Genomic DNA, 12,198 nt, shown 5'->3' with positions numbered 1-12,198 from the left:
ATTCAAAAACCAAGTCAACTCGCTTGAAGTAAGGCTTGAGCCGTGTGAGTACGAAAGTCTCACGCACGGTTCTCAGGGGAGGGGAGAGCGGTGACGCTCAAACCTTACCCAACAGTAGGAAAGAGCATTTTGTGGGTGTACTGATTTTTTGCAGAAATCAAATATGAGTCCAATACATAGGACTTACGCACCAAGATTGTCTGTGGAAACTGGGTGAAGGGGAGCCAGTTGCGTAGTAAGGTAGCGCAGTCTTGGGGGTTTCCCGACTTGAGCAAACTGGCGTGTGAAAGGGTTTAGGACTGGCGAAAGACGAAGGTTTTAATGAATAAATTTTGTTGAATATGTAAATCTAAATATAATTAATAAGTTTTTGTAATATATGAGATTCTGCTAAACCCAATAATTTAAGATTTTCTTTAGATTGTGTCAGCACTGATCTGAGTTCATTTCAGCCAGGAGCGATGGTAATGAAGATGTGCGTTGTCAACTCCAAAATATTACGTCAGTTTTGGGCTGTAGTGGAACAAACCCAAAGCAGTACTCTTCTTGGGCTTAATGACAAAGACTTGGTTAAGTTGTTGTTAGGACAGATTGAAAGCAACAAAGTTCTAAATTATGAAGAAACTTTGAATTTGACGGATTACATTAATTCTAAGACTTTGCTGATACGTGATTTAGCACAGGCGCGTTCAGCATCATAAATCAAAGACAAAAAGCCTATGCAAATTATCTAGGACTTACGCAGTGAGATGGAAAATCAAGGATTTGGACAAGGTGTAAAGGTGTAGAGGTGTTTGATACATACACCCCTACACCCAATTTCCACAGACAATCTTGGTGTGTAAATCCTGTTTATGTCTTTAGTAGAGGCTTTTTGCCTGTTATTTCCAGAACTATCTGGGATTAATATGCCGTCTTGGCCCCCAGCCTGGATTCACGATCGCAGCTAAATCTTCGGGTGATAAATGATCTATTTCAGCTTCTAATTCTGCGACTGTGAAATCATAGCCACGTTCTTTCGCCATTTTGACAAATGCTTCGGGGTTGGCTGTGGCTTTGAGTTTTTGTTGCAACGCTTGATCTGCTTTGACTGCCTTAAAGAATCTTGCAGCATTTTGTAGTGCCATAATAATTCATCTCCTACAGTAATCTATTTTGTTTTGTGGAATTATCTGTGTCAGTGGAGAGTAGAGAGTAGGCAAAAGTATTTGTCGGGTATACTTTTTTTCAGAAATTAAATATGAATCGTAATTTGAGAATTTTCGCACTACTTTTAATGTGCATTATTTTTTCTTGAGATGTCTTGTACCCTAAGAAAGAAAAATTAACGACATCTCAGTTTTTTCATACTACTTGTGGCTGATTACCGAAATAGTGCTGAGTGCTGATACCCTTAAACCCTGACACCCAGTCTCTACAAACAATTTTTGTATGTCAGTCCTGTTACTGCTAACTCAGACGTTCCAATTCCAGATCATCCCAAGATATAGGGTCTTCTACAGGCTCAAGGTGAGTAATAACGCTACTTCCTGGTAGTGCTTGAATAATTTTCAATTCAATCTCCTCACATAGATCATGTCCTTGGCGTACTGTCCAAGCTCCTGGTACTAATACGTGAAAGGAAATAAAGCGACGGACTCCTGCTAACCGAGAGCGCATGGCATGAAACTGGATATTTTGATGTTTGTATTCACTAAATATCTGCCGGATAATTTCTTGTTCTTCTTTTGGTAAAGCCGTGTCTAGTAGTCCAGAAAAGGTTTCCCGCAGTAAATTAAATCCTGCCCAAATAATATTAACTGCTACCAAGAGGGCAATGATGGGGTCAAGTACCAACCAACCTGTTACCTGCACCAGAAAAATTCCGAGTATCACACCACCAGAAGTCCAGACATCAGTTAAGAGGTGATGAGCATCTGCTCGCAAGGTAATTGAACGTAAGCGTTTGCCGGCTCTGAGTAAGACAACAGCCACTACACCATTCACTACTGTGGCTAATAATGACAACACTAGCCCTAATCCTAGTTGAGTCAGTGGTTCGGGATGCTGCAAGCGTCCCCAAGCTTCTAGAGCAATGCTCATAGCTGCCACAACAATCAGTGCGCCTTCAGCACCGCTCGAAAAATACTCAGCTTTAGAATGTCCAAAGGTATGTTCAGCATCGGCGGGTTTCGCTGCATAAGTCAATGCCCATAATGCTACTAGTGCAGCCAGTAAATTTACACATGATTCAATAGCATCAGAAAGTAGCCCTACTGATCCTGTTAGTAGGTAAGCTCCAAACTTTAAACCAATAGTTACAACTGCTGCTGCAATTGATAAAAAAGCGTAGGTGCGGGCTGCTTGGCTACTCATTCAAACTACTTAACTGCGATCGCTAGGTAACTGTAACAAATTTAGCTGTTAGTTTTATCTATCTCCAGACTTTTAGGTTTTTTTAACACGGGCTAGGAAGTGATTTGAGAAGTATTGGTTCCAATTATTTTCCAGACCAAAAGGTGAGATACTGTTGAAAAAATAATTTCACAGGATAGATGTAATATATGCGGCTTTTTGGTATGCCCGTAGAAAAAGGCAGATGGTTGCTAATTCCTTTAGGTGCAATTGTTTTACTTTGTCTTGGCACTGTTTATTCATGGAGTATTTTTAGAAAACCTCTCGAAAAATTACTGAATATTAATGCAACAGAAAGTTTGTTGCCATTTACGGTTTTGTTAATTATGTTTGCCATATTGATGCCAATTACTGGCTTTTACATTAACCGCTTTGGTTCTCGGAAGATTACCGCAGTTGGTGGTGTAATTATGGGACTGGGTTATGTTTTGTCGAGTTTGGATGGCAATTTACAATTATTAACTTTGACTTATGGTGCGATCGCTGGTGCGGGTGTAGGTATAGTTTATGGTGTACCGTTAGCTGTAATCGCTAAGTGGTTTCCTGATAAAAAAGGTATTGCAGTGGGTTTAACTGTGATTGGTTTTGGGCTGTCGCCGTTAATTACTGCACCTTTGGCAAAATCACTGATTGATGCTTACGGAGTGCGGCAAACTTTTGTGATTTTAGGTATAACTTTTACACTGATTATTTTAGCGATCGCCACTGTTTTAAAAACACCGCCTCCAGATTGGAAACCAGCCGATTGGAATCCCAATGTTGCAGTTTCGGGAACTACATCACTCACCAATTCCGAGACAATATTACAAACACCAGCATTTTACGGTTTGTGGTTATGCTACACCATCGGCACATTCTCAGGATTGGCAGCAATTGGTATTTCTAGCCCTTTAGCTCAAGAAATCATTAAACTAGATGCAACCACAGCCGCCAGTACAGTTTCTTTATTTGCTGTGTTTAATGCTTTAGGAAGAATATTTTTTGGCTGGTTTACTGATCGTTTTAGTCCGAAGTTAGCTGCTATTGTTTCTTTTACTTTAGTATTAATTGCATCGTTGATGATGCTAAAGGCTGGCCAAGGAACTGTCGCTACTTATTTAATAGCGTTTTCCCTATTTTACTTTTCCTTTGGTGGCTGGTTAGCGATCGCTCCTACTACCACCTTAATTTTGTTCTCCGCCGCCGACTATGCCAAAAATTACGGTTTAGTTTTCACAGCTTATGGCGCAGGTGCATTAGGCGGAACTTTGTTAGCTGGCAGAATTCGTGATATTTTTGGCAGTTATACAGTTTTCTTTTATCCAACGACAGCACTGGCAATTTTAGGAATTGTGTTATCTGTGTTTATGCTCAAACGGAGCTTTTCTGGTTCTACGATTAGTCAAGCTAATTGAGATTGAGAGTTTAAGGTTTTTGGTATGTGAAGAATAAAGACAAGGGAGACAAGGGAGACAGGGTAGACAAGGGAGAGATGTTTAGAGATGATTTAGGATTGCTATAGGATCACACACATCTTGCACCTGACGATTAAAATCGCGGCTACACAAACAAAGCCTGCCTCCGCAGGCTCAAAAGGCTTGAATTTACGTTAGTCCGCGTAGGCGGACTTCGTTTTTATAGCCGCGAATTCCATTCGTCGGGGCTAGGTGCAAGATATGTGATCACAAAGTGCTGAGTAATTTTTCTTGACTCAGCACTCAGCACTAAGAGGGTAAAAAAGGATAGTCTGTGTAACCTTTTTCATCACCACCATAGTAGGTATTACGATCGCCTGGGTTTAGGGGTGCATCTAACTGGAAACGTTTGGGTAAGTCGGGATTGGCGAGGAATAATGCACCAAAGGAAATTAAGTCTGCAATGCCATTTGCGATCGCAGCATTACCTTTTTGTTTATCATAACCACCATTGGCAATCAACACACCGGGATATAAAGGGCGAAATTCTGCAACCGGAATTGGTTTACCACCGTGGCGAATATCGGCTGGTGTGGGTTCCATTAAATGCAGATATCCTAAATTAAAGTTCTTGAGGGCAGCGATCGCATAGCTGAATGTTGATTTCGGATCAGAATCATGGATATCGTTAAATGTGTTGCTGGGTGATAGTTTCACGCCTACCCGCGCTGAACCCCAAACGCTACATACTGCTTCTGTGACTTCCAACAGAAACCGCGCCCGATTTTCAATGGAACCACCATAGCGATCGCTGCGTTGATTAGTGCCATCTTGTAAAAACTGATCAATTAGATACCCAAAAGCTCCGTGAATTTCCACACCATCGAAACCAGCTTCTAGAGCATTCTTCGCACCTTGACGGAATTGATCAATGACACTAGGAATCTCTTCTAAATCCAAGGGGCGAGGTGTAACAAAGGGTTGATCACCAGTGTAAGTCATAGCCTTACCAGCAGGTGCGATCGCTGAAGGAGCAACAGGTAATGCGCCATCTGCTTGTAATGAAGGGTGAGAAATGCGTCCTGTATGCCATAGTTGCAAAAAGATTCTGCCACCTGCACTATGTACTGCTCTTGTCACTTCTTGCCAACCTGTAATTTGTGCTTGAGAGTGAATTCCTGGTGTAGCCGGATAACCCAGAGCTTGGGGTGATACTTGCGAACCTTCCGTGACAATCAACCCAGCCGTGGCACGTTGAGCGTAGTATGTAGCATTCAGTGGTGTGGGTGCATTGCCTTCCCCAGCCCGATTGCGCGTCATCGGAGCCATAACAATTCGGTTGGGTAATGTGTAGTCACCAAGCTGGATGGGTGAGAATAAATCTTGATTGTTGGTCATTTGTTCTTTGTCCTTTGTGATTGGTTGAGAAAGGAATGAGTATTACTTCTTGCTTTTAGATGGATAAAGCCAACCTTTAAATAAACGTGTGACTTGGGGCATAATCACCCAAGTCATCAAGGGCATCATGATGCTAATGTTCACCAGACTAGCTATCCAAATCGGTAGCTCACTGGTAATTGGTCTGAGAAAATTCGGCAGAGTCGAAATCACAGGATAAAGACCAACTGCACTGACAATTGCGGTTTTCCATTTGGGTGGCGGTGAGGCGTTGGGGATTTCTGGGAGAGCAAACCAAGCTTCTAAGCTATTGACGCGCATCACCTTGGCTCCATCTACTGTGAGAGCTTCGGCGCGAGCAATCCAAGCTTGACAAATTACCGATTCTTCCCACTCTTGTAAATGTTTAGCAGTGTCAAACCGCAAAATTAACTGCCACTCGCCTTTTTTCGTTAGGGGATATAAAACATCGCTTCCCATATAGCCGGGAAACGTGCTGGCTGCGAGAATCACGCCTTTGGTTGCTTCTTCAAAAGCTTCTTCTAATCCTGGTTTGACACGCCGAGCGATCGCAATTACACCAGGCGATGGATATTGACATGGTTCTTTCATAGGCTGGATTTGTCATCAAGAAAAAGGTTAAAACGATAAAACCATTCGCATAGTGCCGCTAATAATGGTGCCGTTAGCATCTTGATTGGCGGGGTTGGTAATGACTTGGATTAAGGGAGTGATGCGGATTCGCTCTGTTAGGGGGAAATTATAAAAGGCTTCAAAATTAGTTTGAGTTGCATTACCCACAGCATTTTCAATTAATGGCTGACCGATCGCAATGCCGGCTATGGCTCGGTTCACGAATAAATTAGGAAAAGCCAACCCTGCCATCCAATAATTTGGGTGAATATCGCCGACAGTGGTATTACTGTAAGAACTGTAGCCATATCGACCAAATACACCCAAGCGATTACTCAATGCCCAGTCAAAATTGACTCCGAAAGCGGCAAAATCACTGCCAAAAATTCTGCCCCCGCCATATTGCAGACGTAGCGCCCAACTCTGACTCGGTGCATATTCTAATTCGATGATTCCCTGGTAAGGATCGCCAAATAAACCGCCTGTCGCACCACCACCCCCAACGGGAAATAGGCGAATGTCTTGTGGTCTACCACCGCCAAACAATTGGGCATTCTCTGGTAGGGTATTGTTAGCATCGCCAGCAAGGTAAACTCCGCGTAAATGTAAAGCTCCTGCACCTGGATTCCACTCCAGAAACGCACCTGCGCCTCTGGCTCTGGGAAACAGTACATAGTTATTGACTAAGGCTTGAGTAGAAAAATCCAGAAAACTCAGGTTGGCATAGCGATTTTTATCAACAAAATCGGGGGCGGTAATTGATGGCCCCAAGGTTAAACTCAAGTCTTGAGCCAGGGGGAAAGTGTAATAAAGACGCGCTAGGCTGATTTGGTTATTTCTACCAGGGATGGAAAACTCTAGAGTACTTCCCAAATTCGGTTCTAAAAAACCTGCTGTGTTGTCATCAGCACTACCGCTACCAGTTACTAAGCGTACCTGTAATAAGTCTTTACCTGTAAAACTGGTGTTGAAATTGAGGCTAACTCGGTAGATTATGGTGGCATTTGGTTGATTTTCGGTAATTACAGCACCTCTAGGGGCAATAATGCGATCGCTTGTATATCCACCTGCATTTCCAGCGATGATGACTTGGGTTGATAGTTTTGTGGTTGTAGAAAACTGCTGGGATGCTAATACAGTTGTTTGGGCTTCTAACTGCTCAACTTGCGATCGCAAGGTGGTTAATTCTGCCGCAAATTCTGTTTGGAGTTTTTGTAATAATGTCAAGTCTTCTGGGGAAACGGTATCACCCGCCGCGATGAGTTGATGAATTTGTGTGAGAGCAAGATTTAAACCCGCAACGAATTCATATCGACTCATCGCCCGATTACCTCGATATGTTCCATCAGGATAACCAGAAATGATGCCATATTTTTCAACGAGCGATCGCAGTGCCACAAAAGCCCAGTCTGTAGGTTGCACATCTGCGAATTGGCTAACAGTCGGGACTTGCTCTAAAATATTCGGCTCTGAGAAATTCTCAATATCAGATGCTTCTATAGGCGGTAAGGCGTAGGAAATGGTTACATTAGCCATCACAGTCATGCTGCTGACTAGTAACAACGTCATAAGTTTGAGCATTGTAGAATTAGCACGACGTGATCTCAATAAAACTGGCGCAGAATCAACGGATTTCAAATTGCTATTACTTTATAAAATCGGCTAACATTTGTCCCTAGTCCAAAGTTGAAGTTTTACATAGACCACAAGGTGAGTTGATGACTAACTCAGAGATGGGGATATGACCTTAACTTTTGGCTAGTGGAAAAAGGTAAAAGTAAAAAGGCAAAAGTAAAAAGAAAGAATATAGGACTTACGCAAGAACCCTCTCAAATCCTCTTAACTTCGTGTCCTACCCTGCGGGAAGCCCTTCGGGTTCAGCAGTTGCTTCAAGTCGGGGAACCCGCCCAACGCACTGCTTCACCGCTATCGCGTCTACGTTTTTTCATGATTTTGCGTAAGTCCTGGAATAGTGATACCAGAAGCTTTTTAGCAATTTTTTATGGTCTGGTTATTTACGCCAGCCTGTGCTATGGCAATCCTAAATGAGTCGTGAAAAACATAGATATGGAAACGAACCGCCCTCCGGGTTCAGCAGTTCCTCATGGGGGAAACCCCCAAGACTGGACTGCTTCACCAAGAACGCCTTAGACGCGCAAGCGGCTTCCCGCAGGGTAGGACGCAAAGGTAAGAAAGAAGAAAAAGATATAGAAATTTTACAAATGATTTAAGACTGCTATAGATGACTTTATAAGCATTGGAGAATCGACATTTAAAAGCCAATTTTCATCAACAAATTCTAGATTTTCATTATAAATAAGAACTAATTCACCAAGTTTTTGAGCTTTATTACTGGCAATTTTGGGATGAGCAGTAGCATCAATTATGAGTGAAAACTTTAGTTGTAAAAAACGTTCAGTGTGAGTAAAGCCAATAGAACTGCTAACTAATTTGGCTTCTAGGGTACGAGGCAAAGTAATTGTTTCATAATATTCATCTTGTTCATCCCAGTAACCGCACACTTGATAATCAGATTGATTAAGATGTTCTTGTACAAGAAAATTAGTATCTAAATTTTCTAAGATTTCAGTTAAATCTTGCCAGACTTGATGATTTTTTAATTCGAGCATGGTCATAACTATGTGTGTTTAATGTTCTGTTATCCAACCAGGGAAGTGTAATATACCATCAAGAAATTTTGCATGAAATCGGCGGTCGCCACCTTTACCTAAGACTTTAGATTTCAAATCGTAGCCTGATTCTTGGGAAGCAACCAAGCCAATATTCCCGCGAGGGGAGACTTGCCCTTTCTCGATAGCTTTTAAATGTTTCCCCTTTTGATCATATTTTAACCCCAACTTTATTTGTTCACTTGCAAATGAGACTAGTAGACCACTGATTGAAATATATACAGTATCAGGTTGAATATCTGCCCAATTATCTGGTAAAGCTTCCATTAAATTAATACTGAAATTGAAAGCATAATTTATTTGAGTCAAGTAACTCAGTTAAGCAAAAAAGTTACTGAATTACTCAATATTAATTACCACAAAAAACGATGCTATCAACACCTCGACTCCGCTTGGTGTTCATTCTGACTCCTGATTTCTTATTCAGTGCAACGTGACAATTCCGCGTTTGAGGGCGGTAATTACGGCTTGAATGCGATCGCTTACGCCTAGTTTGCTGAGAATATGATTAACGTGATATTTCACAGTGCCTTCGGAAATCTGCAATACTGCTGCAATTTCTTGGTTGGTTTTCCCTGTGGACATCAACCGGATGACTTCGAGTTCTCGACTGCTGAGTTGCAATATTCCTACTCGTTCGGCTAATTTAGCGCCGACGGATGTGGGAATGTATTTTTGTCCGGTGTTGACGATGCGAATTGCTAAGAGTAATTCATCTGGTTCGGCATCTTTGAGTAAATAACCCTTCGCGCCAGCTTTCAAGCCGCGATAAATATCTTCGTCGCCGTCGTAGGTGGTGAGGACAATAATGTTAGCATTGGCAAATTCCCGACAAATAGCGGTAATTGCTGCAACGCCGTCCATTTCTGGCATTCGCAAATCCATTAAGGTGACATCAGGTTGTAGTTGGGGAAATATTTCTACTGCTTGATATCCATTACAAACTTGTCCGACAACTGTCATATCTGATTCGCGGTCAATCATGGCGGCTAAACCTTGACGCACGACGGGATGATCGTCAACTATCAAGATGCGGATGGGTTGGTTGTCAGTCATGGTTTATCCGAATTATGGGTGGGGAGTGTGGGGAGAGAGGGGAGTGTGGGAAGAGAGGGGAGTGTGGGAAGAGAGGGGGGAAAGATTTCTTCACCATCCTCCCACACCTCCCACACTTCCCACCCTTCCCACACCTCCCACCCCCCTGGATTTCTCTCTTGTGAGAAATCCAGGTTTAGTCTCGACGAATCAGGATGGTAATTTCTGTGCCTGGTTGTGGCAAACTTTTAATGGTTAACTGAGCTTTGATGCGATCGCTTCTTTCTTTGATTCCCATCAAGCCAAAACCTTTAACAACAGCTAAACTCTCTGGTGCAAATCCTTTGCCATTGTCTTTCACCCTTAAAATCAATTGCGTCGGTTCATACACTAATTCAATCACAATTTCACTAGCAAACGCATGTTTAATGGCGTTTGTCAATGCTTCTTGGCCAATGCGTAACAAGTTATTTTCAACATCGACTGTTAAGGGATAAGCTTCCCCGATGATTTTGCAGATAATCTGAGTGTCAATCACCGCCGACATCTGCGTTACGAGGTGATGAAAGGCTGTGGGTAAATTCTGCGTTTCTAAAATTTGGGGACGTAGGGCATTTACCGAACGCCTCGCTTCGGCTAAACCTTCCCGCGCTAGTTCTCTGGCTTGGGTGATATGTTCTTGGACTTCTGGTAAATCTTGGGGAATGATGCGGGAAGCTGCACCCAATTGAACGATCACACCAGTGAAAGCTTGCGCTAAAGTATCATGAATTTCTCTAGCCATGCGGTTGCGTTCTTCTAAAATTGCGGCTTGACGACTTTGTTCAGCGAGAGAAGTTAAATGGATGGCTAAGGTGGCTTGCTGTGCTAGGGCGATAATCAATTCAATATTTGCAGGTAAGCTAGTTCTGGGTTCTTGAAAACATAAACCAATGAATCCCAAGGGGCGATCGCCCAAAATTAAAGGTACACGTACAATAGAACGATGTCCTTGAGCGCGATGCCATTTAATTCTTGCGCCGAGCAGTTTCTTGTTATCTTCGACATTAAAAAAAATTACCTCGCCTTTAAATAGCGCCTCTTGCCAATAGGAAAAAATATTTGCAGAAATTGGCAGGCGAAACTGCACAAATTCGGGATCTGTGTGGATGGGAATCACTTTACCTTCTCTGACATAACGTTTCATCAAACTAGTGTTAGTTGATGCGTCATACAAAAACAAAGCGGCGGCATAGGATTTAGCTTGGGCGGAGGCTTCTAGTAAAATATGTTCCCAGAATGTTTCTAAATCTGGTTCATCTGCCAATCGATTCACACAACCACGCAGTGATTCATTGGCTCTGACTAATTCTGCGACTCGTTTTTCTACAGTACTGGCGCGTTCTTGAATCAGATGTGCTACTAATTGTTTGCGATGCAGCGCGGCTCCAATTCCCTCCGCCGCAGTGGTGAGGACATCCATTTCTTGCTGACTCCAATGGCGCGGCGTAACACAATCATCAAAAGCCACAGAACCGATGTAGCGTCCTTCAATGAATAGGGGTACACCTCCAGAAGATTTAATGTTGAGTGATTGGAATTGCGCTTTGAGGGGATGGGGTAAGTCATCTACTAAATACCAGATGGAACGACCTGCATGTAGTTCTCGCAGTAAAATTTCGGCATCATCATTATCAATAATTGCCATTGTTGGATGATGAATTTGGGGAGAAATACCTCCAGCTACCCACTCATAAGTGATGCAGTGTTGTAATTTTTGAGTGCTTGGGTTTTGGCGTTCGAGGATGACTTGCACGCGACTAATTTTGGCAACTTCACCGATCGCTTGTAAAGCTTGAGGAATTGCGATATCAATATCTTCGGTGTCTAGGAGATTTTTGGTAACTTGAGCAACTACAGAAAGTAAGCGATCGCGCTGTTGTAACTCTTGGTTAACTTTTGCTAATTCTTCTGTGCGTTTTTGTTCGGTTTGGCGGATACGTTGACGCTGAATGGCACTACCAATACAAGCGGCGGCGGTTTTTAACAATGTTAATTCGGCGGTGCTGGTGTGTTTGACTTGACGACAGTGATCAAAACTCAAAACTCCCCAAAATAGTTCTTCGACAAAAATCGGCACAGCGAACAATGCTTTCACACCAATTGCAGCTTGTCCACTACGAAACGGTTCTGGTATTTCTTCTAGCAAACAGCTAATACTTTCACCTGCTTGCAGGCGTTGATACCATTCCTCAATCCCGGCGTAGGTTCCTTGGGCTGTTGTGGGATGGGAGATTTGAGCAATGATATTCGGTGCATTCCATTCATACAGCGATCGCCAACCCGGTAGAGTAGATAATGGAATGGGAAAATGTTCAATCACACCCAAGCGATCGCAATCTAAACTTTCACCCATCACTTGTAAAGCCGTCTTCACCGCTTCATCAAAGTTATCAATGCTAAGTAAAGCATTCACCGCTATAGTTGTGGCTTCTAAAATGCGATCGCCAAAGTGCGATCGCATTCCATTACTATTTTCTTCCAAATAATTCGGCGCTAACAATTGTCCCTGATCCCCCTTGTCTACCTTGTCTCCCCTCTCTCCCTTGTCTATTCACCCATCAAACCAAATTCCGATAGAATTCTCGGCTTAAAATTTTCATAGTCTTTCGTTA

At 42.7% G+C, this 12,198-nt stretch carries 12 protein-coding genes; 3 read left to right on the top strand and 9 right to left on the bottom strand.

What is annotated here, in order from left to right:
- Positions 1 to 467 precede the first annotated feature (467 nt).
- Positions 468 to 701, top strand: coding sequence for a hypothetical protein (locus tag H6G74_RS12205; RefSeq protein WP_062298174.1), 234 nt, complete (start codon positions 468 to 470; stop codon positions 699 to 701).
- A 192-nt stretch (positions 702 to 893) separates the two neighbouring features.
- Here H6G74_RS12205 and H6G74_RS12200 read toward each other — a convergent pair whose 3' ends face one another.
- Entirely contained in the window at positions 894 to 1,127 is a 234-nt protein-coding gene (locus H6G74_RS12200) for a Nif11-like leader peptide family natural product precursor (RefSeq protein ID WP_190967923.1), read from the bottom strand.
- A gap of 322 nt (positions 1,128 to 1,449) precedes the next feature.
- Positions 1,450 to 2,355 carry a cation diffusion facilitator family transporter gene (locus H6G74_RS12195; RefSeq protein ID WP_190967922.1) on the bottom strand — a complete coding sequence of 302 codons (906 nt, stop codon included), beginning with the start codon at positions 2,353 to 2,355 and terminating at the stop codon, positions 1,450 to 1,452.
- Between the two features lie 188 nt (positions 2,356 to 2,543).
- Between H6G74_RS12195 and H6G74_RS12190 the strand changes: the two genes are divergently transcribed.
- Complete coding sequence (locus tag H6G74_RS12190) at positions 2,544 to 3,788, top strand: L-lactate MFS transporter (RefSeq protein WP_190967921.1); 1,245 nt, start codon at positions 2,544 to 2,546, stop codon at positions 3,786 to 3,788.
- A 309-nt stretch (positions 3,789 to 4,097) separates the two neighbouring features.
- Here H6G74_RS12190 and H6G74_RS12185 read toward each other — a convergent pair whose 3' ends face one another.
- From H6G74_RS12185 to H6G74_RS12175, 3 genes are read right to left on the bottom strand one after another with little or no spacing between them, the layout of a single operon-like run.
- Entirely contained in the window at positions 4,098 to 5,186 is a 1,089-nt protein-coding gene (locus H6G74_RS12185) for an alkene reductase (RefSeq protein WP_190967920.1), read from the bottom strand.
- A gap of 42 nt (positions 5,187 to 5,228) precedes the next feature.
- Positions 5,229 to 5,798 carry an antibiotic biosynthesis monooxygenase gene (locus tag H6G74_RS12180; RefSeq protein ID WP_190967919.1) on the bottom strand — a complete coding sequence of 190 codons (570 nt, stop codon included), beginning with the start codon at positions 5,796 to 5,798 and terminating at the stop codon, positions 5,229 to 5,231.
- A 27-nt stretch (positions 5,799 to 5,825) separates the two neighbouring features.
- Positions 5,826 to 7,388 (bottom strand): iron uptake porin, encoded by a 1,563-nt coding sequence (locus tag H6G74_RS12175; RefSeq protein ID WP_242051208.1) that lies wholly within the window; start codon positions 7,386 to 7,388, stop codon positions 5,826 to 5,828.
- 476 nt (positions 7,389 to 7,864) lie between these two features.
- Here H6G74_RS12175 and H6G74_RS12170 point away from each other — a divergent pair, with 476 nt between their 5' ends.
- On the top strand, positions 7,865 to 8,050 hold the full coding sequence (locus H6G74_RS12170; RefSeq protein ID WP_190967918.1) for a hypothetical protein: 186 nt from the start codon (positions 7,865 to 7,867) through the stop codon (positions 8,048 to 8,050).
- Here H6G74_RS12170 and H6G74_RS12165 read toward each other — a convergent pair.
- From H6G74_RS12165 to H6G74_RS12150, 4 genes are all read right to left on the bottom strand, one after another.
- Positions 8,036 to 8,455: a hypothetical protein gene (locus H6G74_RS12165; RefSeq protein ID WP_190967917.1), complete on the bottom strand. Its 420-nt coding sequence runs from the start codon at positions 8,453 to 8,455 to the stop codon at positions 8,036 to 8,038. The two genes, H6G74_RS12170 and H6G74_RS12165, sit on opposite strands and share 15 nt — an antisense overlap.
- A gap of 12 nt (positions 8,456 to 8,467) precedes the next feature.
- On the bottom strand, positions 8,468 to 8,776 hold the full coding sequence (locus H6G74_RS12160; protein ID WP_190967916.1) for a hypothetical protein: 309 nt from the start codon (positions 8,774 to 8,776) through the stop codon (positions 8,468 to 8,470).
- 156 nt (positions 8,777 to 8,932) lie between these two features.
- Positions 8,933 to 9,565: a response regulator gene (locus tag H6G74_RS12155; RefSeq protein WP_190675546.1), complete on the bottom strand. Its 633-nt coding sequence runs from the start codon at positions 9,563 to 9,565 to the stop codon at positions 8,933 to 8,935.
- Positions 9,566 to 9,740: 175 nt separating this feature from the next.
- Complete coding sequence (locus H6G74_RS12150) at positions 9,741 to 12,086, bottom strand: GAF domain-containing protein (protein ID WP_190967915.1); 2,346 nt, start codon at positions 12,084 to 12,086, stop codon at positions 9,741 to 9,743.
- Positions 12,087 to 12,198 lie beyond the last annotated feature (112 nt).

This window comes from Nostoc spongiaeforme FACHB-130 (assembly GCF_014698475.1).
Classification (GTDB): domain Bacteria; phylum Cyanobacteriota; class Cyanobacteriia; order Cyanobacteriales; family Nostocaceae; genus Nostoc_B; species Nostoc_B spongiaeforme.
The sequence above is the reverse complement of the archived record's forward strand: the minus strand, read 5'-3'. Positions and strand labels throughout refer to the sequence as shown.